Genomic DNA, 23,190 nt, shown 5'->3' with positions numbered 1-23,190 from the left:
TCTCAGGCCGCGGGTCCAGGGCGGAGCTCAGGCTCCGAGGCGGACCATGGCCGCGTCGAACTCGGCCGCCGAGCTGTCGCTCACCTCGTGGAACAGCACGGCGTCGAGCACGTCGGGCGCCGCGGTGAAGTACGGCACACCGGCGAGCCGCAGGCCGGTGATGTCGTCGGGTGACCGCAGGCTCGCGGCGAGCACGTTCGATCCGCTGCCGGCGCACATCTGCTGCATCTCGGCGATCATGGCGTCGCCGTCGATCCCGGCATCCCGCATCCGCCCGAGATAGGGGGCGATGTACTGGGCGCCGATGCTCGCGCAGGTCAGCGCCTGCGCGACGGAGTAGACGGCGGTGACGAGCACGGTGGCCCCGTCGCGGACGAGGGCGGATGCCGCGGCGAAGCCGTCGCGCGTCGCGGGGACCTTCACGGCCACTCGGTCGCCGAGCGCGCGGATGCCGTCGGCGTTGCGCAGGAACGACGCGGTGTCGCCGCCCCAGGTCTGGAAGAACACCTCGCGGGCGCCCTCTTCTGTCCACCGCGTGTAGAGGTCGGGGATCTCTGCCGCGGTGCGCCCGCCCCGTTCGAGGATCGTCGGGTTCGTCGTCACGCCGTGCACGACGCCGGTGGCGAGGAGTGAGGAGACCCGGTCGAGATCGGCGCTGTCGACGTAGAGGCGGGGGGACGACGCGGTCATGGATCTCCTTGCGCACAACCTGTCGTTACAGGTTCGGATTCGGCTAATGTAATGACAGCCGCGGAGGATGTCAAAGCACCGCGGATCGACGACGATCAGGAGCCCCATGACCCCCGCCACCTCGGCCGATCGTTCGGGAGTCGTCATCGTCGGCAGCGTCACCGCCGACGTCACGACCTTCTCCACCCGGCTCCCCGCGCGGGGCGAGACGATCCTCGGAGACGAGTTCACGCTCATGGTCGGCGGCAAGGGAGCGAACCAAGCGGTCGCCGCCGGTCGGTCCGGCGCCCGCACGAGCTTCGTCGGATGCGTCGGCGACGACCTGTTCCACGACCTCGTCGTCACCGGGCTGAGCGATGCCGGCGTCGACCTCGCGCATCTGCGCACGGTCCCCGGTCCCACCGGCATCGCCCACATCCGCGTCGACGCCTCGGCGCAGAACGACATCGTCATGGTGCCCCTCGCCAACGCCGCGCTGAGCGCCGAGCAGATCGACGACGCGCTGACCGCCCTCGCCCCGACCACGTCGGTGCTGCTCACGCAGCTCGAGACACCGTCTGCCCTCACCGCCCACATCACGGCGCGCGGACAGGAGCACGGCATGACCGTGATCCTCGATCCCGCCCCCGCCGCCCCGCTGCCCGACGACGTGTGGCGCAACATCGACATCGTCACCCCGAACGAGACGGAGGCGTCGCTGCTGAGCGGCGTCGAGGTCGTCGACGCCGCCACGGCCGAGCAGGCGGGCCGGTGGTTCCTCGACCGGGGCGTCGGCGCGGCCGTCATCACGCTCGCGGGTCAGGGCTCGTGCGTCGTCACGGCCGAGGGGGCGACCGTCATCCCGCCGTTCCCCGTCGAGGCCGTCGACACGACCGCCGCGGGCGATGCGTATGCCGGATACCTCGGCGCCGCTCTCGCGAACGGCAGCACGCTGTCGGATGCCGTGCGCCTCGCCACCGCGGCAGGAGCGCTCGCCGTCACCAAGCAGGGCGCATCGCCGAGCCTGCCGCTGCGCGCCGAGGTCGACGCGTTCCTGTCCGCCCGCGAAGCCGCCGCCTGACGCGGCATCCGGTCCGTCGTCCAGAGTCGAACACCGAGTCGAGGAGCACCATGCGCAAGACCGCCACGACCATCAACCCCGCCCTGTCCCGCGTCATCAGCGAGACCGGGCACACCGACCTGATCGTCGTGACCGACGCCGGGCTGCCCATCCCGACCGGGTCGGAGCGCATCGATCTCGCCTACCGCCCTGGCGCTCCGGCGTTCTTCGACGTGCTCGACACCGTGCTCGCGGAGCTCGTGGTCGAGGGAGCGACGGTGTCGGCGGAGGTGGCCGAGAAGAGCCCCGAGGTGCTCGAGGCTCTGCGCGAGCGGTTCGCCGATCAGGACTTCGAGATCCAGCTCCTCCCACACGTCGAGTTCAAGGCCCTGTCGCAGAGCGCGCGTGCCTTCGTGCGGTCCGGGGAGTTCACGCCCTACGCCAACGTGATCCTGCACGCGGGGGTGGCGTACTGACATGGAGGACTCGATCGACCGGCACTCCGCGGCGCCGATGTACGACCAGCTGCGGCAGCTGATCATCGAGGGCATCGACCGCGACGGCCTGCAGCCGGGCGATCCGCTCCCCGGCGAGCACCGGCTGTGCGAGCGGTACGGCATCTCGCGCACCGTGGTGAGGCAGGCGCTCGCGCAGCTCGAGCACGAGGGACTCGTCGAACGCGTCAAGGGCAAGGGCACGTTCGTGTCGCGCCCGCGCACGAGCGAAAGCCTGGTGCATACGCTCGTGGGCCTGTACGACGACGTGGAGCGCCGCGGCGGACACGTGCACAGCGACGTGCTCCGGCACGAGCAGGCGCTCGCCGACGACGAGATCGCGACCGCGCTCGAGGTGGCCCCCGGTACGCCGGTCGTGGTGCTCGAGCGCCTGCGTCACGTCGACGGCGAGCCGTGGTCGCTCTCCACGACCTGGATGCCCGAGGCCGTCGGCGCGGTCACGCTCGGCGTCGATCTGTCGGAGGCGTCGCTGTACCGCGTGCTGGCCGAGAACGGCATCGTCGCGACGAGCGGGGTGCGCTCCGCCGAGGCCACCGTGGCGACGCACGAGCAGGCCCAGCACCTCGGCGTGAGCGCCGGGTCGGCCCTGCTGAGGCTGCGCAGCGTGAGTCGGGGCGCAGACGGCATCCCCATGGAGTACTTCGTCGCGCACCACAGAGGCGACCGATCGCGGTTCGAGTTCCAGCTGCAGCAGGAGCAGTCGCAGGCATCTCTTCTGCACATCGACGACGACGGCGCGGCTTCTCGCGCAGGCACGGTCAGCTGACCTGTCAGCGCTCCTCCGGGTCGGCGCACCCGGCTAGCCTGGTCGCAGACCGGTACGGAGATCAGGGGGAGCTCGATGGCACAGGACGACAAGGATGCGGGAGCGCAGGGTGAGCAGGTCGTTCCGCCACCCCCGCCCACACCGGGCGGGCAGGACGGGAACGCCTCATCCACGGTGCCCCTCGCGCCGTCGCTGAGCGGCGAGGCGTCGCCGACCCAGCCGTACGGGATGCCGCAGCAGCCCCCGATGGCCCCGCCACCGCAGTACGGAGCCCAGTCGCAGTACGGAGCGCCCCCGCAGTACGGGACGCCGCAGCAGCCGCCATACGGCACTCAGCCGCAGCCGCCGTACGCGGGTGCGGCGCAGCCGCCGTATGCGGGATCCTCCCCGAACGGCGGATACCCGATCTCGTCCGTCGCGCCGCCGCCCGCTCGCTCGAGCGCGCGGACGAACGGCCTGGTGCTCGCCCTCGTCGGCGGTCTGCTGGCGCTGATCATCGTGGGCGTGGCCGTCGTTATCGGCTTCCTGACCAACGTGCGACCCGGTCCCGTCGCCGAGCCGACCGGCATCTCGGCTCCCTCTCCGCTCCCGTCATCCGATGCCTCCGAGAACCCAGGGGCCACCCCTGACGCCGAGGCCGGCGCGGAGATCGCCGACATCCTGCAGGCGAAGGCCGACGAGTACAAGCGGCTCCGTGACTCGGGTGCGCTGTGGCAGACCATCCCCGACACCGAGTTCAACCGCACGGCGGTATCGGCCTTCCTCTACTTCCTCACCGACATGAAGGTTGCGACGATCTGGGGTGTCGATGCGCAGACGGCCGCCGAGTACGAGGAGCGGATGACGATGCTCGAAGAGAAGCTGCTCGCCCAGCAGCCGCTCGGCGATGACATCCAGATCACTCTCGAAGAGGGCAGGGTGTTCCGTTATGACGGCGAGACGGGCGAGGGCGGCTATTTCGAGGAGTAGACCGCGCGTTACGCTCGAAGCATGAGCGACTGGACCAGCACCGCGATCGCCCTGCTGGAAGCCGACGCGAACCGCAGCGCCGACACGCATCTGCATCTGTTCCCGCTGCCGGCCGAGTGGGGCATCGACCTGTACCTGAAGGACGAGTCGGTGCATCCCACCGGGTCCCTCAAGCACCGTCTGGCACGCTCACTGCTGCTCTACGGCCTCGTGAACGGACGCATCACGGAGGACACGACGCTCGTCGAGTCGTCGAGCGGATCGACCGCCGTGTCCGAGGCGTACTTCGCACGGATGCTGGGGCTGCCGTTCATCACGGTCGTGCCGCGCTCGACCAGCCAGGAGAAGATCGACCTCATCGAGTTCTACGGCGGCACCTGCCACTTCGTGGATCGCGCGGAGGACATGTCTCCCGAAGCCCGGCGCCTCGCGAGCGACTGCCACGGCCACTACCTCGACCAGTTCACCTTCGCGGAGCGCGCGACCGACTGGCGGGGCAACAACAACATCGCCGAGAGCGTCTTCAGCCAGCTGTCGCAGGAGCGGCATCCGATCCCCCGCTGGATCGTGGTGGGCGCGGGCACCGGAGGCACGAGCGCGACGTTCGGCCGCTACGTGAGGTACCGCCGCCACGACACGCAGATCGCGGTCGTCGACCCCGAGGGCTCCGCGTTCTACGACGGCTGGGCGGGCACCGTCGATCCCCCGGCCGGCCGCCCGAGCCGCATCGAGGGCATCGGCCGCCCGCGCGTCGAGCCGTCGTTCGTGCCGACCGTGATCGACGAGATGATCCAGGTGCCCGATGCGGGGTCGATCGCCGCGATCCGGTTGCTGCGCGAGCGCACCCTCCACCTCGCCGGCGGCTCGACGGGCACGAACCTGTACGGCGCCTTTCAGCTGATCGCCCGCATGCGCGCGGCCGGCGAGACCGGAAGCGTCGTGACGCTGATCTGCGACAGCGGCATCCGCTACGCCGGGACCTACTACTCCGACGAGTGGGTCGCCGCGCAGGGTTGGGATCTCGCGCCCCACCGCACCCGCCTCGACCGCTTCCTCGACACCGGCGAGTGGGTCGAGTGACGGCTACGCTGGCGGCATGACCACTCTCATCCTCACCGTCGCGGGTGCTGATCGTCCGGGCCTCGTGGCCGCCGTCGCCGATGTCGTGGACGCCCACGGCGGCAACTGGGAGAGCAGCCAGCTCGCCGAGCTCGCCGGCACCTTCGCCGGTGTCATCGAGGTCTCGGTCACCCCCGAGCGCTCGGCCGACCTCGAGGCCGCGCTGCGCGAGCTCGACGGCCTGCTCACGGTCGCCGTGCGCACCGGCACGGAGCAGGCTCCCGCGCCCGACCGCCTGCTGGGGCTGCGCGTGCTCGGCAACGATCGACCCGGCATCGTGCGCGAGGTGTCGACCGTGCTGAACTCCCATGCCCTGAGCATCGAGGAACTCTCGACCGAGACCCGCGACGCCGCGATGGCCGGCGGCCGGTTGTTCGAGGCCACGGTCGCCGCGCGCGTGCCGTCGTCGGTCGACCTCGACGCCCTCCGCTCCGATCTCGAGCGCCTCGCGACCGAGATCCAGGTCGACATCACGTTCGCCTAGCCCCTCCCCCTCCCGGAACGCGAGCCACCCCTTTCCGCGCGAGCCACCCCTTTCCGCGCGAGCCACCCCGATGCGTACCGAACACACCGGGGTGGTTCGGTCGTAAGGGGGTGGGTCGGCAGCGCGTTGTGGGCAGCGAAGCACGCAGAGCAGCGAATCAGGCAGAGCTGCGAATCAGGCGGAGGGCTCCGCGTCCTCCGTGTACAGCCGCACCCAGTACTCCGTCGCCGCGACATGGGCGGACGCCGCGGTCGATGCCGCGACCGGGTCGGCGGCGGCGAGTCCGCGCAGGATGGCGCGGTGCCCGGCATCCGAGTTCCGTTTGAGCTCGGCCGCGTCGTCGGCATCCGGGATGCGATAGGCGCGCGACCGCGACCGCAGCACCTCGATGAGACTCGTGAGAGCGTTGTTGCCCGCGACCTCCGAGATCGTCATGTGGAAGGCGTGATCGAGGCGCGAGTGCTCCTCGAAGTCGTCGCTCGCCTCGATCTCGGACAGGATGCCATCGAGCACCGCCACGGTGTCGTCGTCGATGCGGGCGGCGGCGAGCGCTGCCGCGTGCGGTTCGAGCACGCGGCGGAGTTCGGTGAGTTCGAGCACTCCGGCCATGGGCAGCAGCCCGACGGTCAGCGAGAGGCTGCCGATGAGGTCGGCGGCACGCAGCTCGCCGACGTAGCTGCCCGAGCCGTGCCTCGTCTCGAGCACGCCGAGGGCGGCCAGCATCCTGATCGCCTCGCGCAGGGACCCGCGGGAGACGCCGAGCCGTTCGCACAGCTCGCCCTCGCTGGGGAGGCGGTCTCCGGGGCGCAGCGCGCCGTCGGCGATCAGGGCGCGCAGCCCGTGCAGCGCTGTGTCCAGTGCGCTCATCGTCATCCTCTCTGACACCGCCCCGCCCCTCGTGAAGTCTGTCGGAATGTGCCGACCGCGAAAACTCGTATGACAACTATGTTTCATCTTCGCGTTTTCGTGGCGCTATCGGGAGCAGTGTGGCAAAGTTGTGCAACAACTCGCCCCCCACTCACCGATGAGGACCGATGCCCGATCCGTTGTTCCCTGCACCGCTCACGCTGAAGTCCGGCATCCGTGCGCGTGAGGCGTGGCCCCTCGACCCCGAGGTCGTCCACCTCAACCACGGGTCGTTCGGCGCGGTCCCGTCCGCCGTCGTCGCGCATCAGGACGCCCTGCGCCGCCGGGCCGACCTCAGCCCGGTGGAGTGGTTCCCGCGGATCTCCGAGCGTGTGCGCGAGGCGCGCGAGCGCACGGCCCCGTTCGTCGGCGCTCGCCCCGACGACAGCGTCTTCGTGCCGAACGCCTCGGCCGCCGCGACCGTCGTCTACAACGCGCTGCAGCTCGAGGCCGGCGACGAGATCCTCGTGACCGATCAGGGGTACGGCGCGATCACCATGGGCGCCGAGCGCCTGGCGCGCCGCTTCGGCGCGACCGTCCGCACCGTCGCCTTGCCGCTCCTCGCCTCCGACGACGAGATCGTCGAGCTCTTCGCCGCGGCCCTCACCCCGCGCACCCGGCTGATCGTCGTCGACCAGATCACGTCACCCACGGCGCGCGTGCTGCCGACCCGCCGCATCGCTGACCTCGCCGGCGAGAGCGGCGTCCGCACGCTGGTCGACGGCGCGCACGCTCCGGGCCTCATCGCGGATGCCGCGGCCGTCGCAGGCGGCGACTGGTGGTTCGGAAACCTGCACAAGTGGCCCTGCGCGCCGCGCGGCTCGGCGCTGCTCGTCACCACCGCGCCCGACCGCGACGAGCTGTGGCCGCTGATCGACTCGTGGGCCGCGCGCGAGCCCTACCCCGAGCGCTTCGACACCCAGGGCACGATCGATGCGACCACCTACCTCGCCACCCCCACCGCGATCGACTTCGTCGAAGACGAGTTCGGCTGGGCCGCGGCGCGCGTCGCGATGGCGCAGATCGCGGATGCCGGTGCCGAGATGATCGCTGAGGCCCTGCGCCCCTACGGCGACGAGGACCCGCTGACCCCGCTTCCCTCCCCAGTGCCGTCGATGCGCCTCGTGCGTCTGCCGCTCGGCCTCGGCGCCTCCCGCGAGGAGGCCGACGCTCTCCGCATGGACCTGCTCGACGCCGTCGGCGTGGAGACCGCGTTCACGAGCTTCCGCGGCGTCGGCTATTTCCGCCTGTCGGCACACCTCTACACCGAGGCCGCCGACTTCGCAGCCTTCGTCGACCGCTGCGTCCCGCAGATCCTCAGCCGCGCCGGCATCCGCACCGCCGACCGCGTCGTCGTCTCCTGACTTCCCGATCCCTTCCCTACCCGACCCACCACACCCAGAAATTGAGAGGCACCTCGTGAAGAAGAACCGCATCTTGACGGCCGCCGCGGGTTTCGGCACCGTCGCCGTCCTCGCGCTGACCGGCTGCTCCGGCGGCGGGGGCTCGGCGTCCGACGGCACCACCACCCTGCAGATGGTCGAGAGCCTGACCAACCCGGCCCGCACCGAGCTCATCCGCGGGCTGCTCGACCAGTTCGAGCAGGAGAACCCCGACATCAAGGTCAAGCTCGTCTCGCCGCCCACCGAGCAGGCCGACCAGAAGATCCAGCAGATGCTGCAGTCCGGCAAGGGCGTCGACGTGCTCGAGGTCCGTGACATCACGGTCGGGCCGTTCGCGAACAACGGCTGGCTGTACGACCTCGGCTCCGACCTCGAGAAGTGGGACGGCTGGGACGCCCTGACCGAGAACGCGCAGTCGGCGTCGGTCGCGGCCGACGGCAAGAGCTACTTCGTCCCCTACGGCTTCTACGGCCTGTCGCTGTTCTACCGCACCGACCTCGTCGAGGCGGCCGGCTTCGACGGCCCGCCGCACAGCTGGAAGGATCTGCTCGAGCAGGCCAGCGCGATCCAGGACCCGTCGAACAACATCTACGGCTACGCCTTCCGCGGCGGGGCGAACGCCAACAGCAACGTCGTCGCCGCGATCGAGGCGTACACGATCGACGGCCTCGACACCGAGGACGCGTTCCTCATGGAGGACGGTTCGACGATCTTCGCGGCGCCCGAAGCGCAGGAGGCCGTCGACGACTACTTCGACCTCTTCAAGAAGGCCTCGCCGCCGTCGGCCGTGTCGTGGGGCTACCCCGAGATGGTCGCCGGCTTCACGAACGGCACGACCGCGTTCCTGCTGCAGGACCCCGAGGTCATCGCCACCGTGCAGGACTCCTCGCTCACCGAGGATCAGTGGGACACCGCTCCGCTGCTCGTCGGCCCCTCGGGCAAGGCCGCGCAGCCGCTGGCCGTCGCCGGCTGGGGCGTCGCCGAGAAGAGCGAGAACAAGGATGCCGCGGTGAAGCTCGTCGAGTTCCTCTCGTCGGCCGAGCCGGCGACCGAGTTCGCGCAGGCCAACAGCCTCGTGCCGATCATCGCCGACGCGGCGGACGACGAGTTCTACTCGACCGGCCCGTGGACGAGCTACGTCACCATGACGGAGGACCCGGAGACGTACGTCAACGTGCGTCAGCCGCGCGGCGTCAGCTGGTGGACCGAGTGGATCCAGAAGTCCGACCAGGATGTGCAGAACGTGCTCCTCGGCAACATGTCGACCAGCGAGCTGCTCGAGTCGTGGGACACCTTCTGGACCGAGAAGTACGCCGCGGAGAAGGGTTGACCCGTGGCATCCGCTCTTCGTGAGAGAGGCTCCGCCGGCGTCGCCGGCGGGGCCTCCCCCGGCTCGCGCCGGCGCCCGTTCAAGGCGCGTCACGCTCTCACCCTGCTGGCCTTCATGGCCCCGGCGATCGTGTTCGTCGTGTGGTTCACGTACTGGCCGATGCTGCAGGGTGCGCGCATGGCCTTCCACGACTGGAACCTGTGGGACCTCACCTCCACGCCCTGGGTCGGCTTCGACAACTTCGTCACCGTCTTCCAGGACCCGGCTTTCCCCGTCGTGGCGTGGAACTCGGTGCTGTGGGTGGTCGGCTCCCTCGTGCCGCAGCTCGTGATCGGGTTCCTCATCGCGCTCGCCCTGCGCAAGCGCTTCAAATTCCGCGGGCTCTACCAGGCCCTCGTCTTCTTCCCGTGGGCCGTCTCGGGCTTCCTCATCGGGATGCTGTTCCGCTGGATGTTCAACGCGGAGTTCGGCGTCGTCAACGACCTGCTCATGAAGGCCGGCCTGATCGACGCGCCGCTGCCGTGGCTGGCCGACCCGAAGCTCGCGATGTTCGCGGTCATCGTGGCGAACATCTGGTACGGCGTCACGTTCTTCGCGATCATGATCCTCGCGGCGCTGCAGTCGGTTCCCGACGAGATGCTCGAGGCCGCGAGCCTCGACGGCGCGGGCAAGGTCCGGCAGCTGTTCTCGATCATCATCCCGTACATCTCCATGACGCTGCTGCTGACGATCCTGCTGCGCGTGATCTGGATCTTCAACTTCCCCGACATCATCTACGCGATGACGAACGGCGGACCGGCGAACCAGACCCACATCGTCACCACCTGGATGATCAACTACACGCAGCAGGGCAACTACGGCATCGCGAGTGCGATCGGCCTCATCGTCGTCGCCTTCCTGTTCGTGTTCTGCGCGTTCTACCTGATGGCGATGCGGAGGGCCCAGCGATGACCATCACCACCCCCACCGGAACCACCATCACCGAGACCCGGCGCATCACGGTGCCGGATGCCGCGAAGGCGCCGCGCACGATGCAGCGGCGCATCACGGTCGGCGGCGTCGTGCGCGTCGTCGGCCTCGGACTGTGGCTGCTCATCACGCTGTTCCCGCTGTACTGGATCGCCCTGACGTCGTTCAAGTCGCCGGGCACGATCAACCGGTTCCCGATCGAGTACTGGCCGAGCGAGCCCTCGCTCGACAACTACGTGAGCCTGTTCCAGCAGAGCTCGTTCGGGGTGTTCCTCGCGAACTCGGCGATCGTCGCCGTGATCGCCGGCGCCGTGGCGACGCTCATCGCGCTGCTCAGCGCGTACGTGATCGCACGGTTCGAGTTCCGTGGCAAGGGCACCGTGCTCGTGGCGTTCCTGCTCACGCAGATGATCCCCGCGTTCATCGCGCTGGGACCGCTGTACTCGATGATGACCGACCTGGGCCTGGTCGACTCCAAGCCGGGCCTCATCCTCGTGTACATCGCGATCTGCATCCCGTTCTCCACCGTCATGCTCCGCGGGTTCTTCGAGAACGTGCCGGATGCTCTGGAGGAGGCGGCGATGATCGACGGATGCTCGCGCTTCGGCGCCCTGTTCCGGGTGCTCGTCCCGGTGATGACGCCCGGCATCATCGCGGCGTTCATCTTCAACTTCGTGAACTGCTGGAACGAGCTGTTCCTGTCGGTCGTGCTCATGAACACCGACGAGAACCGCACCGTGCCGTCGGCGCTGAACGGCTTCATCTCGACGTTCAACATCGACTGGGGCTCGATGAGCGCCGCCGCCGTGCTGACGATCCTGCCGACGATGGCGATGTTCGCCCTCGCCAGCCGCTGGATCGTGCAGGGTCTCACCGCGGGTGCCGTGAAGGAGTAGCCCGCGGCATCCTCGGTTCCCGCTCCCCGCGCGCTCTCCCGCCCCCACCCACGCCGAAACCCACCAGAACCGCCGAGACCCACCACGCCCCACGTCGGGGGTGGTGGGTCTCGGCGTTCGTGGTGGGTCTCGACGCGGTGGCGCGAGGAGCGAGGCGCGGGGGCGCTCCGGTCAGACCAGGCGGGTCTTCGGCGACGTCTCGTACGTGCGCTCGGCGTCGCGGTTGACCGTGTCGCCGAGCGCCTCGTCGATCGCGGACAGCGTGTCGGCGTCGAGCTTCACACCGGACGCCTTGACCGTGTCGGCGAGCTGCTCCGGACGCGAGGCTCCGACCAGGGCGGCGGCGACGTTCGGGTTCTGCAGCACCCACGCGATCGCGAGCTGCGGCATGGTGAGACCGGCCTGCTCGGCGATCGGCTTGAGCTTCTGCACCGCCTCGAGGATGTCGTCCTTGAGGAAGCTCTTGATGAAGTCGGCGCCGCTGTGCGGGTCCGTCGCGCGCGACCCCTCGGGCACGGGCTGCCCGGGGAGGTACTTTCCGCTGAGCACGCCCTGCGCCATCGGCGACCAGACGATCTGCGAGATGCCGAGCTCCTCCGACGCGGGAACGACTTTGCCCTCGATGACACGCCACAGCATGGAGTACTGGGGCTGGTTCGAGATGAGCTGGATGCCGAGCTGCTTCGCGAGCGCGTGACCCTCGCGCAGCTGCTCGGCGGTCCACTCGGAGACGCCGATGTAGAGCGCCTTGCCCTGGCGGACGATGTCGGCGAACGCCTGGAACGTCTCCTCGAGCGGGGTCTCGTAGTCGAAGCGATGCGCCTGGTACAGGTCGACGTAGTCGGTGCCGAGGCGCTTCAGCGATCCGTTGATCGAGTCCATGATGTGCTTGCGGCTGAGGCCGGTGTCGTTCGGGCCCTTCGCGCCGGTCGGGAAGTACACCTTGGTGAAGATCTCGAGACCCTCGCGGCGCTGCCCTTCGAGCGCCTTGCCGAGGATGACCTCGGCCGCGGTGTTGGCGTAGGCGTCGGCGGTGTCGAACGTGGTGATCCCGGCGTCGAGGGCGGCGTGCACGGTCTTGACGGCCGCGTCGTCTTCGACCTGCGATGCGTGGGTGACCCAGTTGCCGTAGGTGATCTCCGAGACCTTGAGGCCGCTGTTTCCGAGGTAGCGATAGTTGACCATGAGCCAACGCTACTCGCGCACACCGGCATGCTGGGCCGGGTTGCGGCATCCCGGATCAGGAGGATGCTCCGAGAAAAGGACGGATCCCGGCGCACACTCCTGATCTCGGTGCACCCTCCTGATCTCAGCGCGCCGGACCGACATCACGCGCGCGACAGCCGGCCGCCCCGCGCGGACTGCACGGCGAGCGTCACAACCGCGACGAGCGAGGCCAGGCTCGTCACGTACAGCAGGCGCGACCATGGCGAATGGTCGCCGCCGCCGATCCCGTACGTGTCGGCGAGTCCCATCCCGGCGGTGAACGACGCGATGAAGTACGCGATCACGCCTGTCGTGAGGATCGAGAGGAAGAGCATCGCGGCGAGCCGGGGTGGCGCCGACCTCACGATGACTGTGATCGCGACGGCGACCGCGAGCGCGACTCCGATCCCCAGCACGAAGAACACGACCTCGGCACCCAGGCTCTCGTTGGCGCCGTGCATGTCCGCCCGGATGTCGTCGAGCGTCAGACCGGGCGCAGCGGCGAGCGGGTTGAGCACGAGGATCTGCACCGCGGCGAGCGCGGCATAGAGGGTCACGGCCAGCACACCGATGAGGGACACCAGGATGCGGGAACGGCGCGTCGTCATGCGCTCACCGTAAGGGGCCTCGCTGAAAGCACCCCGAACTCGACGCCTTCATACCACCTCGACGGACCGGGCCGGTCAGCCCTGCGACTGCAGCATCCGCTCCTGCTCCTCCAGCGTCTGGGCTTGCGCGCGCTGATCGGCGCGCTCTCGCTCCTGCTCCGCCTCGCGCCGCTCCGCGCGGGTCTGCGGAGCCGCCGCATCCGCCTCGGCCTGGATGCCGTTCGACTGCTCGTTCACGATCGCGGCCCGGTCGCGGAAGCCTTCGGCAGTGACCTTGTCGAGGGCGACCTGCTTGCGGATCGCCAGCGCCCGCTCGTACAGCGACGGGTCGCCGTACGACGTGAGCACCTTCACGAGCACGGGCAGCAGCTCGATCATGAAGAAGAGCGCCGCGATGAGGATGTGGGCCCAGAGGATCGCGGGCTCCTTCTCGCTGAGCCGGTTGAGGCCGCTGATCTGGCTCAGCAGTCCGGTGGCTCCCGCGTTGCCGGAAGCCACGGACTCGGCCCGCGCGTTGTACGCGGCGAGCGCCGACTCGTAGGTGTCGCGGGCGGCCGGGAGCTGGTCCTGCGCCTGCTGCCGGTTCTGCGTCTCCGAGGTCGAGGTGTTCTCCTTCGCGGCGGTGCCGGCGGCGGCGAGCTCTTCGTTCGCGGTGCGCAGCTGCGCGGCGAGCGCGTCGTAGGTCTGCTGCGCCTCGGCGAGTTGCGCCTGCGCGGCGTCCGAGCTCGCGCCCTCGCCGTTCACACCGGTGCAGCCCGGCACGGTGCCCGCGCCCTCGCCGGTCAACTCGCACTGGTAGAGCACGCGCGCCTGGTCGATCACGGCCTGCTGCGCGGTCATCTTCGCGGTGAGGTCGTCGACCGTGGCCTGCGCGGCGGACTCGGTCGCCGACGACGACTCGGTTCCGGCCACGATGCCCGTCGCGGCTTGGTTCTCGAGCTCGGCCACACGGTCGGATGCCGCGTCGAGGGCCTTCTTCTCGGGCCCCGTCTCGAGGGCCTCCTGGTCGGACTGCGCCTGCGTGATGTTGGTGGCGGCGACCTCGCGCGAGATGTCGTTGTGGAAGATCTGCAGCACGAGCGGCTCGGCGACCACGAAGCCGATGATCGCGGCCATGATGACGCGCGGGATGGCGAGCCCGATGAGGCGCCAGAGGTTGCGCGTCGACGTCATGGTCGAGGTGAGGAAGCGGTCGAGGTTGAAGATGATGAGCGCCCACACGATCGCCAGCGGCACGGCCAGCCAGATCGCCGCCTGCACCCCGGTGGTGAGGGCGAAGAGCATCGAGATCGCCGAGACGAGGGCGGTCCCCGCGAGCACGAAGAACATCTGCACGAAGCGCGGCGTCTCGCCGGGGACGCGGTCGAGGATCTCCCCCTCGGCGCCGCCGAGGATCGCGAGCGTCCGCAACCGGGACCCGGGCACCCGGGGCTTCCGCTCGCGGGGCTTCCGCCGCGGCTTCGGCTCGCGAGAGGCGGATGCCGCGGCATCCGTCTCGTCCTCCGGCGTCACCGCGGCGTCGTCGATCGGCACGGTCGGCTGCGCTTCGGCGCGGTCGTCGGCACCGGTCGGCTCGTAGGCGCGCAGGAAGTCCAGGTCGTCCGTGTCAGCGTTCGGGTCGCTGTCGAGGATGATCCGGCCCTGCGAATCGAACCGTCCTGGACGGTGAGCGGAATAGGGCATCCCGACAATCTACGAAATGCCGCCTGAGCATCCGTTGGAAGAAGGCTTTGAATGCCCCCAGCTTCCAGCCGATTCGTCGGGTCAGGCCATCGCGGCCGAGGCCGCTTCATCCTCCGTGGTCGCGACGAGCTGACCGCAGGCGCCGTCGATCTCCTTGCCGCGGGTGTCGCGGAGGGTCGTCGGGATGCCGGCGTCGTTGAGCCGGCGCACGAACTCGTCGGTGACGTCACGGTCCGACGACGTCCAGATCGAGCCGGGCGTCGGGTTGAGCGGGATCGGGTTCACGTGCACCCAGCCCCGCCCGCGCGCATTGAGCTTCTCGGCGAGGAGGTCGGCGCGCCACGCGTGGTCGTTCATGTCCTTGATGAGCGCGTACTCGATCGAGACGCGGCGGCCGGTCTTGGCGTAGTAGCCGTAGGCGGCGTCGAGTGCCTCGTCGACCTTCCAGCGCGAGTTCACCGGGATGAGCTCGTCGCGAAGGTGGTCGTCCGGCGCGTGCAGCGACAGGGCGAACGTCACCGGGATGTTCTCGTCGGCGAGCTTCTTGATCGCCGGCACGAGGCCGACGGTCGAGACGGTGATGCCGCGCGCGCTCATACCGAGGCCGTCGGGCTGCGGGGCGACCATGGTGCGGACGGCGTCCATGACCCGCTTGTAGTTCGCGAGCGGCTCACCCATGCCCATGAAGACGATGTTGGAGACGCGTTCCATCGAGTGGTCGTCGGCCTTCTTGCCGCCCAGCTCGCCGTTCGCGATCGCCCGATTGGCCCGCACGATCTGCTCGATGATCTCGGCGGTCGACATGTTGCGCGTGAGGCCCGCCTGGCCGGTCGCGCAGAACGGGCAGTTCATGCCGCATCCGGCCTGCGACGACACGCACAGCGTGATGCGGCCGGGGTAGCGCATGAGCACCGACTCGACGAGAGCGCCGTCGTGCAGACGCCAGAGGAACTTGATCGTGTCGCCGCGGTCGGTCTCGAGACGGCGCACCTCGGTCATGAGCGGCGGCAGCATGCCGGCCACGAGGTCGTCGCGGATTCCGGCGGGAAGGTCGGTCATCTCCGCCGGGTCGGACGTGTAGTGGCGGAAGTAGTGGGTCGCGAGCTGCTTCGCCCGGAAGCCCGGCAGCCCGAGCTCGGTGACCTTCTCGACGCGCTCGGCCGGAGTGAGGTCGGCCAGGTGCACGGGCGGCTTGCCGCGCTTCGGGCTCGCGAACTGCAGGAGCGGCCGACCCTCGGCATCCTTCTGCTGGGTCCAGCCCTCGGTCGCCGGGCGCACCTGGGTGCCGCCGGTCGAACGGATCGCGGTCCCCGAACGGGACGACGCGGGCGCTGCCTGAGCGCGCGTCTCGCGCGTGCGGGGATTCTGGGTCATGTCTCCAGGGTACCGGGGGCCGGGTGGGAGCCGCCTGGGTGGTCGGGCCGGCGTCGGCGGCCCTGCCTAGACTGGCCACCATGGACCTCGTGTGGATCATCGGAATCCTCATCGCCGCCCTGATCGTGGTCGCCCTGCTGTCGCGGTCCTTCCGGGCGATGCGCCCGCAGGCTCCCGCGACGCCCGGTTCGCCGGCCGGCCACCCGGGTGCCGCCGTCGCCCTGCGGCCGGACGTCGTCGCCGAGATCGACCGGCTCGTCGCCGCCGAGCAGAAGATCCAGGCGATCAAGGTCTATCGAGACCACACCGACGTGAGCCTGCGCGAGGCGAAGAACCGCATCGATCGCTGGGTGGTGGGTTCCGCGCCGGCGACGACGGCGATCCCGCTCGTGTCGTCGTCGCCGACGGATGCCGCGGCGCTGCGCTCGTCCCTCCCGGCCTCCGTCACGGCCGAGATCGACCGCCTGGTCGCGGCCGAGCAGGCGATCGCCGCGATCAAGCTGCTGCGCGAGCACTCCGGGCTCGGGCTCAAGCAGTCGAAGGACGCGATCGACGTCTGGCCGTCGCACAGCTTGTAGCTACAGGTGCGCGTCCGAGAGAATGGACGCATCCCCCACTGAAGGAGCCTCGATGCCCGACCGTCTCGACCGCGCCCGCGCCACCGGCGTCCTCGCCGTCCTCCGCGCACCCTCCCCCGAGCTCGCTCTCGAGGCGTCCGAGGCGATCATCCGCGGCGGGGTGACCGGCATCGAGGTCACGTTCTCGACCCCCGATGCTCCCGCCGTCATCCGCGAACTCATCGCCCGCCACGGCGACGCCGCCTACGTCGGAGCAGGCACCGTGACCACCGCCGAGCAGGCGACGGCCGCGGCCGACGCCGGCGCCGAATTCCTCGTGAGCCCCGGCACCCTGCCGGCGCTCACCCGCACCATGCTCGACACCGGTCGCGTCGTCATGACGGGAGCCATGACCCCGACCGAGGTCATGGGCGCTCTCGAGCTCGGCGTCGACGTGGTGAAGATCTTCCCCGCCTCGCTCGGCGGCCCCTCCTACCTCGGCGCGCTGCGCGGGCCGTTCCCCGATGCGCCGCTCATGCCGACCGGCGGCGTCACGCCCGACAACCTCGCCGACTGGTTCAGGGCAGGGGCCGTGGCCGTGGGAGCCGGAGGCGACCTCGCGAACGGCGCCTCGATCAAGAACTCCGACTGGGCCGACCTCGAGCAGCGCGCAGCGCGCTTCGCCGCCGCCCTCGCCGCTTCCCGGAGCTGACGCGCGTGACGGTCGGAGTCTGACCGTGCCCGCGCTCGACCCCTGGGCGTGGGCTGCCCTCGGCCTCGCCGCCGTCACGATCGGCATCTCGAAGACAGCACTCCCCGGCGCGAACATCCTCGCGATCGCGCTCTTCGCGACCGTGCTTCCCGCCCGCACCTCCACGGCGGCGATGCTCCTGCTGCTCATGGTCGGCGATGTCTTCGCGATCGCCGCATATCGCCGCCACGCGCACTGGCCGACGCTGCTGCGCCTCGCGCCGGCGGTCGTGGCAGGGCTCCTCGTCGGTTTCGCCTTCCTCGCGATCGCGGGCGACGGCATCGTGCGCCGGGCGATCGGCGTGATCCTGCTGCTCATGATCGCGGTGACGCTGTGGCGGCGGTGGAGACAGAGTCGGCGGGAGGTGCAGGAGACGCCGCGCGGCGGCATCCTGCTCGCCGGCACCTACGGAACGCTCGGCGGTTTCACGACCATGGTCGCGAACGCCGGCGGACCCGTGATGTCGATGTACTTCCTCGCGACCCGCACACCGGTGCAGGTGTTCCTCGGCACATCGGCCTGGTTCTTCGCGATCATCAACGTCACGAAAGTGCCGTTCCTGGCCGGACTCGGCCTCTTCCATCCGCCGGTGCTGCTGATGGATGCCGCCCTCGCACCGCTCGTCGTCGTCGGCGCGCTGCTCGGACTCGTCGTCGCGCGGCGGCTGAACCAGGTGCTGTTCGACCGGATCGTCATCGTCCTCACCGTGGTCGGCGCGGTCTACCTGCTGTTCTGACGGCGACGGGAGAAGCGCCGCCCGTCCCCCTCGTCAGTCCAGGAAGATGTCGGGGAAGAGGCGATCGTCGGGGGTGCCCTGCACCGCCGCGTACCGCGAGAAGTCGGTGACGCCGTCGGCCTCGAGCACGTCCTCCACGATGAGCGTCTGCCCCGTGTACCCGCCGGCGGGCTTGGTCAGCACCGAGTAGGCGGCGTCGGCATAGATCTCGGCGGTGCGGCTCGCGGCCATGACCTTGTCTCCGCCGAGCAGGTTCTGCACGGCCGCGGTCGCGATGGTCGTGCGCGGCCAGAGGGTGTTGGCGGCGATGCCGTCGCGGGCGAACTCCGCCGCGAGACCCAGTGTGACCATGGTCATGCCGAACTTCGCGAGCGTGTAGCCGGTGTGCGCGCCGAGCCATCTCGGCGTCGGGTTGAGGGGCGGCGACAGCGACAGGATGTGCGGGTTCTCGGCATCCTTGAGCATGGGGATCGCGGCGCGCGACAGCATGAAGGTGCCGCGCACGTTCACGTCCTGCATGAGGTCGTACTTCTTGGCTCCGAGCTCCAGCGACCGAGAGAGGTCGATGACGCTGGCGTTGTTGACGACGATGTCGATGCCGCCGAACTCGCCCTGGGTCTTCAGCACGGCCTCGGTGATGTCGTCGTCGTCACGGACGTCGCCGACGATCGGCAGCGCCTGCCCGCCCGCCGCGCGGATCTGCTCCGCCGCGGTGTGCACCGTGCCCTCGAGCTTCGGATGCGGGGAGTCGGTCTTCGCGAGCATCGCGATGTTCGCGCCGTCGGCCGCGGCACGCAGGGCGATCGCGAGGCCGATGCCGCGGCTGCCGCCCGACATGAGGATGGTCTTGCCTGCCAGTGCGCTCATCGCCCACCTTCCCGTTTCGAATCGCTTGAATTGCAGTTCTGCCGCCCCGATTCGTGCAAAGCGCGCGATTCGAAAGCCGGCGGGGTGCTCACTTCGGCGCCATGCGGATCGCGCCGTCGAGGCGGATCGTCTCGCCGTTGAGGTAGCCGTTCTCGACGATCTGGCGCACGAGCGATGCGTACTCGTCGGGCCGGCCGAGCCGCGACGGATACGGCACCTGGGTGCCGAGCGAGTCCTGGGCCTCCTGCGGCAGTCCCATCAGCATCGGGGTCTCCATGATGCCGGGTGCGATCGTGCACACGCGAATGCCGTAGCGGGCGAGCTCGCGCGCGACGGGGAGGGTCATGGCGTGGACGCCGCCCTTCGACGCCGAGTAGGCGGGCTGCCCGATCTGGCCGTCGAACGCGGCGACGCTCGCGGTGTTCACGACCACGCCGCGGTCACCGCCCTCGACGGGGTCGTTCTTCGCGATGACGGCTGCGGCCTGGGACAGCACGTTGAACGTGCCGACGAGGTTGATGCGCACGATGCGTTCGAAGTCGGCGAGCACCGCCGGGTTGCCCTCGCGGTCGAGCACCTTGGCCGGGGGCGCGATACCCGCGCAGTTCACGACGATGCGCAGCGGAGCGGCGTCCTGTGCGGCACGGGCGGCTGCTGCGGCGTCCTCGGCGTTCGTCACGTCGCCGGGGCTGAACACGCCGCCGAGCTCGTGGGCGATCTCCGCGCCGGCGGACGACGGGAGGTCGAGGATCGTGACGACGGCCCCCTCGGCGGCGAGCGCCCGCGCGGTGGCGAGGCCGAGGCCCGACGCGCCGCCGGTGACGAGAGCGCTGGATCCCTGGATCTGCATGCGGTTCCCCTTCGAACGTGTGCGACTCGGTGCCAGCCTAACTGATTCCGAGTGTCATCCCGATCGCCGCGTCGTCCCGGCGATCGCTCCGAGCCTACGACACCCGGCGCGGCGGATCAGAGCCGCGGGCGCAGACACGAGGATGGACGCATGAGCATCCCCGAGGCGGCGCTGCCGGTGCCCGAGATCGTCCGCTCGCTCGCGGGCGGCGCCGCGCTCACGCCCGTGTGGCGGAACTCCCTCGGCGGCGTGACCTTCCGCACCGACGACGGCCGCTACATCAAGTGGGGCCCGCACGATGCCGAGGCGAACATGCGCGACGAGGCGGAGCGGATGCGGTGGGCTCGCCGCTGGACGACGGTCCCCGAGGTCCTGGACCAGGGTCAGGATGCCGCGCACGAGTGGCTCGTGACGACGGCGCTGCCCGGCCGCAGCGCCGTCGACCCGCGATGGGTCGCGGATCCTGCCACGGCGGTGCCAGCCGTCGGCGCGGGGCTCCGCGCGCTGCACGACGCCCTGCCGGCCGCCGAGTGCCCGTGGTCGTGGGACCCGGCGTCGCGCATCGCGAACGCGGCGCAGCGCGGCATCCGCGTCCCTGACGATCTGCGGGTTCCGCCGCCGGTCGACATGCTCGTGGTGTGCCACGGCGACGCCTGCGTGCCGAACACGCTGCTCGACGACGACGGCCGGCCACTCGGCCATGTCGACCTCGCCGCGCTCGGCGTCGCCGACCGCTGGGCCGACATCGCGGTCGCCTCGATGAGCACCGAGTGGAACTACGGACGCGGGTGGGAGGACGCCCTCATCGAGGCGTACGGCGTCGCACCCGACCGCGCGAGGATCGACTACTACCGGCGGCTCTGGAACGAGACCTGAGCCGCCGGCAGCGGTCGCGCGGTATGTCAGGCCGGGGCGCCCTCGGCGGCATCCGTGCTGTCCGACGAGCCGGACTCGTCGTGCAGCACGACCCGGATCTCCGAGATGCGTCGGCGGTCCACCGCGGTCACGCGGATCGTCGCGCCGGGCACCTCGACCGAGTCGCCCACCACCGCGAGGCGGCCGAGCATCTCTGTCACGAAGCCCGCGACCGTGTCCGACGCCCCGCGCGGCAGCGCGATCCCGGTGATCTCGGCGAAGTCGCCGAGATTGAGGCGGCCGTCGAGCGACCCGCCGGCGGCGGGGATGCGGTCCTCGGTGTCGTACTCGTCGAAGATCTCGCCGACGACCTCCTCCACGAGGTCCTCGAGAGTGACGATGCCGTCGGTGCCGCCGTACTCGTCGACGACGACGGCGATGTGGTGGCCGGCCGCACGCAGCCGGGTGAGCGTCGGCAGCACCCGCGCGGTCGACGGCAGGTACTCGACCGGACGCGCGAGGCTGTCGACCGTCCGTGACGGATCGGCCACCGCAGCCTCGAACAGGTCGCGCACGTGCACGAAGCCGACGATGTCGTCGATCGAGGCGTCGACCACGGGGTACCGCGAGAACGGCAGCTCCGTGACCTGCGCCATCGATTCGGCGATCGTGGCCGTGCCGTCGAGCGCGACGACCTCGGGCCTCGGGCGCATGACCTCGCTGACCTGGCGGTCGCGCAGCGACAGCACGTCGTCGAGGATGCGGCGCTCGTCGTCGGGGAGGCTCTGGTGCGTCGCGACGATGTCGCGCAGCTCCTCCTCGCTCAGCTCGTCGGCGGTCTTGTGAGGATCACCGCCGAGCAGACGCACGAGCGCGTTGGTCGAGACCGAGAGCAGCCAGATCACCGGGCGCATCACGGTCGCGAAGCCGTCGAGCACCGGAGCCACGGCGTAGGCGAACTGCGCGTTGCGCTGGATCGCCAGACGCTTCGGCACGAGCTCGCCGAGGACGAGCGACAGGTACGCGATCAGCAGGGTCAGGATGACGGTCGCGAGCGTGAACGACAGCTGCTCGTCGAGGCCGAGCGACTGCAGGAGCGGCGCGACCGACGGCGCGATCGAGGTCGCACCGTAAGCGGCCGACGCGAAGCCGGCCACCGTGACGCCGATCTGCACGGCCGAGAGGAACGTGTTCGGGTTGCGGGCGAGGCCCGCGACCTTCGCGCCGCGGCGCCCGCGGGCGGCGATCGCGTTGATCTGGCTCTCCCGCAGCGTGACGAGGGCCATCTCCGTCGCGGCGAACACGCCGCCGACGAGGACGAAGACGAAGACGAGTGCGATGTTCCACAGCAGGTCGCCCATCATCGGGTCGCCTCCTGCGGCGAGGTGGTGCCCGAGGTCCTTCGGGCGCCGGGTCTGTCAGGGTCTGCGGACGCGTCAGAGCGGCGCGACTGGTTCACGAGGGGTCCTTGTCTGTGCGAGGGGTGGTGTCGGCGGGAGTGCCTGCGGAGGACGAGTCGAGGGCGGCGCGACGGTCGTCGCGTCGGGTCTTGGCGAGGCTCGCGACGGTGGCGACGGCGATCGTCGCGCCGATGAAGACGAGCGAGAACCAGATCGGGATCTCGGGGGCCCACAGCATCGGCTCGCCGCCGTTGATGAACGGCAGCTCGTTGACGTGCATCGCGTGGAGCACGAGCTTGACGCCGATGAAGGCGAGGATGACGGCGAGTCCCTGAGCCAGGTACACGAGGCGCTCGAGCAGACCGCCGATGAGGAAGTACAGCTGACGCAGGCCCATCAGGGCGAACGCATTGGCCGTGAAGACGATGTACGCCTCCTCGGTGAGGCCGTAGATCGCGGGGATCGAGTCGACGGCGAAGATCAGGTCGACGAAGCCGATCGCGATGATGACGAGGAACATCGGCGTCACGAAGCGGCGACCCGCCTTGACGACGGTGAGGCGGTCTCCGGCGTACTCGTCGCTGACGGGAAGGATGCGGCGGACGAACCGCATGAAGCGGCCGTCGGCGGGGTTGTGGTCGCCGCCCGCGAACGCCTGGCGGTACGCGAGCACGAGCAGCAGGGCGCCGAACAGGTAGAAGATCCAGGAGAAGTTCTCGATGAGCGTGGCGCCCAGGGCGATGAACGCGCCGCGCATGATGAGCGCGATCACGATGCCGATCATCAGCACCTTCTGCTGATAGATGCGCGGCACCGCGAAACCGGCCATCACGATGAGGAAGACGAACAGGTTGTCGATCGACAGCGCCTTCTCGGTCAGGTAGCCGGCGAAGTACTCTCCGCCGAATTCCCACCCGGAGACCACTCCGATGCCGACGCCGAACAGCAGGGCGAGGCCGATGTAGAAGGCCGACCAGCGGGCGGACTCGCCGACGGTGGGCTCGTGCGGCTTGCGGACGTGCGCGAAGAACTCGTACACGAAGAAGGCGATCGTGACGAGGATCGTGATGATCCAGACGAGGGGGGTGATGTTCACAAGGGTCTCCGAGAACTGGCGCGACAGGGTCTACGCCAAGGTCTTCTCCATCCTCGAACGAGGACCGGGGACCCGGGATGCAGGGACATCCGTAATGACGAGCCACCCGTGTCGGAGTACT

The 23,190-nt window shown here is 69.9% G+C and carries 24 protein-coding genes; 14 read left to right on the top strand and 10 right to left on the bottom strand.

Going from position 1 to position 23,190, the window contains the following annotated elements:
• Positions 1-27: 27 nt before the first annotated feature.
• Positions 28-690: a transaldolase family protein gene (locus MRBLWO14_RS11255; protein WP_341933247.1), complete on the bottom strand. Its 663-nt coding sequence runs from the start codon at positions 688-690 to the stop codon at positions 28-30.
• A gap of 106 nt (positions 691-796) precedes the next feature.
• Between MRBLWO14_RS11255 and MRBLWO14_RS11250 the strand changes: the two genes are divergently transcribed.
• The 6 genes from MRBLWO14_RS11250 to MRBLWO14_RS11225 all read left to right on the top strand — a co-directional run bounded on the left by MRBLWO14_RS11250 (position 797) and on the right by MRBLWO14_RS11225 (position 5,582).
• Positions 797-1,750, top strand: coding sequence for a ribokinase (locus MRBLWO14_RS11250; RefSeq protein ID WP_341933246.1), 954 nt, complete (start codon positions 797-799; stop codon positions 1,748-1,750).
• A 50-nt stretch (positions 1,751-1,800) separates the two neighbouring features.
• A complete protein-coding gene (gene rbsD, locus MRBLWO14_RS11245; protein ID WP_341933245.1) occupies positions 1,801-2,205 on the top strand; it encodes a D-ribose pyranase in 405 nt (134 codons plus the stop codon).
• A gap of 1 nt (position 2,206) precedes the next feature.
• Positions 2,207-3,010, top strand: a complete 804-nt coding sequence (locus MRBLWO14_RS11240; protein WP_341933244.1) for a GntR family transcriptional regulator — start codon at positions 2,207-2,209, stop codon at positions 3,008-3,010.
• A gap of 75 nt (positions 3,011-3,085) precedes the next feature.
• Positions 3,086-3,979, top strand: coding sequence for a hypothetical protein (locus MRBLWO14_RS11235; RefSeq protein ID WP_341933243.1), 894 nt, complete (start codon positions 3,086-3,088; stop codon positions 3,977-3,979).
• 21 nt (positions 3,980-4,000) lie between these two features.
• Positions 4,001-5,059: a PLP-dependent cysteine synthase family protein gene (locus MRBLWO14_RS11230; RefSeq protein WP_341933242.1), complete on the top strand. Its 1,059-nt coding sequence runs from the start codon at positions 4,001-4,003 to the stop codon at positions 5,057-5,059.
• A gap of 16 nt (positions 5,060-5,075) precedes the next feature.
• On the top strand, positions 5,076-5,582 hold the full coding sequence (locus MRBLWO14_RS11225; protein WP_341933241.1) for an ACT domain-containing protein: 507 nt from the start codon (positions 5,076-5,078) through the stop codon (positions 5,580-5,582).
• A gap of 174 nt (positions 5,583-5,756) precedes the next feature.
• On the opposite strand, the gene MRBLWO14_RS11220 is transcribed toward MRBLWO14_RS11225, so the two are convergent.
• Positions 5,757-6,449: an FCD domain-containing protein gene (locus MRBLWO14_RS11220; protein WP_341933240.1), complete on the bottom strand. Its 693-nt coding sequence runs from the start codon at positions 6,447-6,449 to the stop codon at positions 5,757-5,759.
• A 167-nt stretch (positions 6,450-6,616) separates the two neighbouring features.
• On the opposite strand from MRBLWO14_RS11220, the gene MRBLWO14_RS11215 reads away from it, so the two are divergent.
• The 4 genes from MRBLWO14_RS11215 to MRBLWO14_RS11200 are packed head-to-tail and all read left to right on the top strand — an operon-like array spanning position 6,617 to position 11,086.
• Positions 6,617-7,852 carry an aminotransferase class V-fold PLP-dependent enzyme gene (locus MRBLWO14_RS11215; protein ID WP_341933239.1) on the top strand — a complete coding sequence of 412 codons (1,236 nt, stop codon included), beginning with the start codon at positions 6,617-6,619 and terminating at the stop codon, positions 7,850-7,852.
• A 55-nt stretch (positions 7,853-7,907) separates the two neighbouring features.
• On the top strand, positions 7,908-9,221 hold the full coding sequence (locus tag MRBLWO14_RS11210) for a sugar ABC transporter substrate-binding protein (RefSeq protein WP_341933238.1): 1,314 nt from the start codon (positions 7,908-7,910) through the stop codon (positions 9,219-9,221).
• Positions 9,222-9,224: 3 nt separating this feature from the next.
• Complete coding sequence (locus MRBLWO14_RS11205) at positions 9,225-10,172, top strand: sugar ABC transporter permease (RefSeq protein ID WP_341933237.1); 948 nt, start codon at positions 9,225-9,227, stop codon at positions 10,170-10,172.
• The gene (locus MRBLWO14_RS11200; protein ID WP_341933236.1) at positions 10,169-11,086 is read left to right on the top strand and encodes a carbohydrate ABC transporter permease; all 918 of its coding nucleotides are present in this window, start codon (positions 10,169-10,171) and stop codon (positions 11,084-11,086) included. Before MRBLWO14_RS11205 ends, MRBLWO14_RS11200 begins: the two co-directional genes overlap by 4 nt.
• Before the next feature lie 171 nt (positions 11,087-11,257).
• Here the strand turns inward: MRBLWO14_RS11200 and MRBLWO14_RS11195 are convergent, their stop codons facing one another.
• The 4 genes from MRBLWO14_RS11195 to rlmN form a co-directional block, all read right to left on the bottom strand.
• On the bottom strand, positions 11,258-12,271 hold the full coding sequence (locus MRBLWO14_RS11195) for an aldo/keto reductase family protein (protein WP_341933235.1): 1,014 nt from the start codon (positions 12,269-12,271) through the stop codon (positions 11,258-11,260).
• A 143-nt stretch (positions 12,272-12,414) separates the two neighbouring features.
• On the bottom strand, positions 12,415-12,900 hold the full coding sequence (locus MRBLWO14_RS11190) for a hypothetical protein (RefSeq protein ID WP_341933234.1): 486 nt from the start codon (positions 12,898-12,900) through the stop codon (positions 12,415-12,417).
• A 75-nt stretch (positions 12,901-12,975) separates the two neighbouring features.
• Positions 12,976-14,583: a DUF4407 domain-containing protein gene (locus MRBLWO14_RS11185; RefSeq protein ID WP_341933233.1), complete on the bottom strand. Its 1,608-nt coding sequence runs from the start codon at positions 14,581-14,583 to the stop codon at positions 12,976-12,978.
• Positions 14,584-14,664: 81 nt separating this feature from the next.
• Positions 14,665-15,957 carry a 23S rRNA (adenine(2503)-C(2))-methyltransferase RlmN gene (gene rlmN / locus MRBLWO14_RS11180; RefSeq protein WP_341933232.1) on the bottom strand — a complete coding sequence of 431 codons (1,293 nt, stop codon included), beginning with the start codon at positions 15,955-15,957 and terminating at the stop codon, positions 14,665-14,667.
• 80 nt (positions 15,958-16,037) lie between these two features.
• Between rlmN and MRBLWO14_RS11175 the strand changes: the two genes are divergently transcribed.
• From MRBLWO14_RS11175 to MRBLWO14_RS11165, 3 genes are read left to right on the top strand one after another with little or no spacing between them, the layout of a single operon-like run.
• Positions 16,038-16,535 (top strand): hypothetical protein, encoded by a 498-nt coding sequence (locus tag MRBLWO14_RS11175; RefSeq protein ID WP_341933231.1) that lies wholly within the window; start codon positions 16,038-16,040, stop codon positions 16,533-16,535.
• 52 nt (positions 16,536-16,587) lie between these two features.
• Positions 16,588-17,226, top strand: coding sequence for a bifunctional 4-hydroxy-2-oxoglutarate aldolase/2-dehydro-3-deoxy-phosphogluconate aldolase (locus MRBLWO14_RS11170; RefSeq protein ID WP_341933230.1), 639 nt, complete (start codon positions 16,588-16,590; stop codon positions 17,224-17,226).
• A 25-nt stretch (positions 17,227-17,251) separates the two neighbouring features.
• Entirely contained in the window at positions 17,252-18,001 is a 750-nt protein-coding gene (locus MRBLWO14_RS11165) for a sulfite exporter TauE/SafE family protein (RefSeq protein ID WP_341933229.1), read from the top strand.
• Positions 18,002-18,034: 33 nt separating this feature from the next.
• On the opposite strand, the gene MRBLWO14_RS11160 is transcribed toward MRBLWO14_RS11165, so the two are convergent.
• Both MRBLWO14_RS11160 and MRBLWO14_RS11155 read right to left on the bottom strand, forming a co-directional pair.
• Entirely contained in the window at positions 18,035-18,868 is an 834-nt protein-coding gene (locus MRBLWO14_RS11160; RefSeq protein ID WP_341933228.1) for an NAD(P)-dependent oxidoreductase, read from the bottom strand.
• Between the two features lie 88 nt (positions 18,869-18,956).
• Positions 18,957-19,718 (bottom strand): SDR family NAD(P)-dependent oxidoreductase, encoded by a 762-nt coding sequence (locus tag MRBLWO14_RS11155; RefSeq protein WP_341933227.1) that lies wholly within the window; start codon positions 19,716-19,718, stop codon positions 18,957-18,959.
• 150 nt (positions 19,719-19,868) lie between these two features.
• Here MRBLWO14_RS11155 and MRBLWO14_RS11150 point away from each other — a divergent pair, with 150 nt between their 5' ends.
• Positions 19,869-20,594 (top strand): aminoglycoside 3'-phosphotransferase, encoded by a 726-nt coding sequence (locus tag MRBLWO14_RS11150; protein WP_341933226.1) that lies wholly within the window; start codon positions 19,869-19,871, stop codon positions 20,592-20,594.
• Between the two features lie 26 nt (positions 20,595-20,620).
• Here the strand turns inward: MRBLWO14_RS11150 and MRBLWO14_RS11145 are convergent, their stop codons facing one another.
• Positions 20,621-21,937, bottom strand: a complete 1,317-nt coding sequence (locus MRBLWO14_RS11145) for a hemolysin family protein (protein WP_341933225.1) — start codon at positions 21,935-21,937, stop codon at positions 20,621-20,623.
• Between the two features lie 91 nt (positions 21,938-22,028).
• A complete protein-coding gene (locus MRBLWO14_RS11140; protein WP_341933224.1) occupies positions 22,029-23,069 on the bottom strand; it encodes a TerC family protein in 1,041 nt (346 codons plus the stop codon).
• Positions 23,070-23,190 lie beyond the last annotated feature (121 nt).

Source organism: Microbacterium sp. LWO14-1.2, from assembly GCF_038397715.1.
Taxonomy (GTDB): domain Bacteria; phylum Actinomycetota; class Actinomycetes; order Actinomycetales; family Microbacteriaceae; genus Microbacterium.
The sequence above is the reverse complement of the archived record's forward strand: the minus strand, read 5'-3'. Positions and strand labels throughout refer to the sequence as shown.

Bases quoted from the DNA above. Each gene is read 5' to 3' on its own strand.
- MRBLWO14_RS11230 (WP_341933242.1), top strand. From the start codon at position 4,001: ATGAGCGACTGGACCAGCACCGCGATCGCCCTGCTGGAAGCCGACGCG.
- MRBLWO14_RS11200 (WP_341933236.1), top strand. From the start codon at position 10,169: ATGACCATCACCACCCCCACCGGAACCACCATCACCGAGACCCGGCGC.
- MRBLWO14_RS11150 (WP_341933226.1), top strand. From the start codon at position 19,869: ATGAGCATCCCCGAGGCGGCGCTGCCGGTGCCCGAGATCGTCCGCTCG.
- MRBLWO14_RS11250 (WP_341933246.1), top strand. From the start codon at position 797: ATGACCCCCGCCACCTCGGCCGATCGTTCGGGAGTCGTCATCGTCGGC.
- MRBLWO14_RS11175 (WP_341933231.1), top strand. From the start codon at position 16,038: ATGGACCTCGTGTGGATCATCGGAATCCTCATCGCCGCCCTGATCGTG.
- MRBLWO14_RS11155 (WP_341933227.1), bottom strand. From the start codon at position 19,718: ATGCAGATCCAGGGATCCAGCGCTCTCGTCACCGGCGGCGCGTCGGGC.
- MRBLWO14_RS11170 (WP_341933230.1), top strand. From the start codon at position 16,588: ATGCCCGACCGTCTCGACCGCGCCCGCGCCACCGGCGTCCTCGCCGTC.
- MRBLWO14_RS11190 (WP_341933234.1), bottom strand. From the start codon at position 12,900: ATGACGACGCGCCGTTCCCGCATCCTGGTGTCCCTCATCGGTGTGCTG.
- MRBLWO14_RS11215 (WP_341933239.1), top strand. From the start codon at position 6,617: ATGCCCGATCCGTTGTTCCCTGCACCGCTCACGCTGAAGTCCGGCATC.
- MRBLWO14_RS11225 (WP_341933241.1), top strand. From the start codon at position 5,076: ATGACCACTCTCATCCTCACCGTCGCGGGTGCTGATCGTCCGGGCCTC.
- rlmN (WP_341933232.1), bottom strand. From the start codon at position 15,957: ATGACCCAGAATCCCCGCACGCGCGAGACGCGCGCTCAGGCAGCGCCC.
- MRBLWO14_RS11160 (WP_341933228.1), bottom strand. From the start codon at position 18,868: ATGAGCGCACTGGCAGGCAAGACCATCCTCATGTCGGGCGGCAGCCGC.
- MRBLWO14_RS11240 (WP_341933244.1), top strand. From the start codon at position 2,207: ATGGAGGACTCGATCGACCGGCACTCCGCGGCGCCGATGTACGACCAG.
- MRBLWO14_RS11145 (WP_341933225.1), bottom strand. From the start codon at position 21,937: ATGATGGGCGACCTGCTGTGGAACATCGCACTCGTCTTCGTCTTCGTC.
- MRBLWO14_RS11235 (WP_341933243.1), top strand. From the start codon at position 3,086: ATGGCACAGGACGACAAGGATGCGGGAGCGCAGGGTGAGCAGGTCGTT.
- MRBLWO14_RS11255 (WP_341933247.1), bottom strand. From the start codon at position 690: ATGACCGCGTCGTCCCCCCGCCTCTACGTCGACAGCGCCGATCTCGAC.
- MRBLWO14_RS11185 (WP_341933233.1), bottom strand. From the start codon at position 14,583: ATGCCCTATTCCGCTCACCGTCCAGGACGGTTCGATTCGCAGGGCCGG.
- rbsD (WP_341933245.1), top strand. From the start codon at position 1,801: ATGCGCAAGACCGCCACGACCATCAACCCCGCCCTGTCCCGCGTCATC.
- MRBLWO14_RS11220 (WP_341933240.1), bottom strand. From the start codon at position 6,449: ATGAGCGCACTGGACACAGCGCTGCACGGGCTGCGCGCCCTGATCGCC.
- MRBLWO14_RS11195 (WP_341933235.1), bottom strand. From the start codon at position 12,271: ATGGTCAACTATCGCTACCTCGGAAACAGCGGCCTCAAGGTCTCGGAG.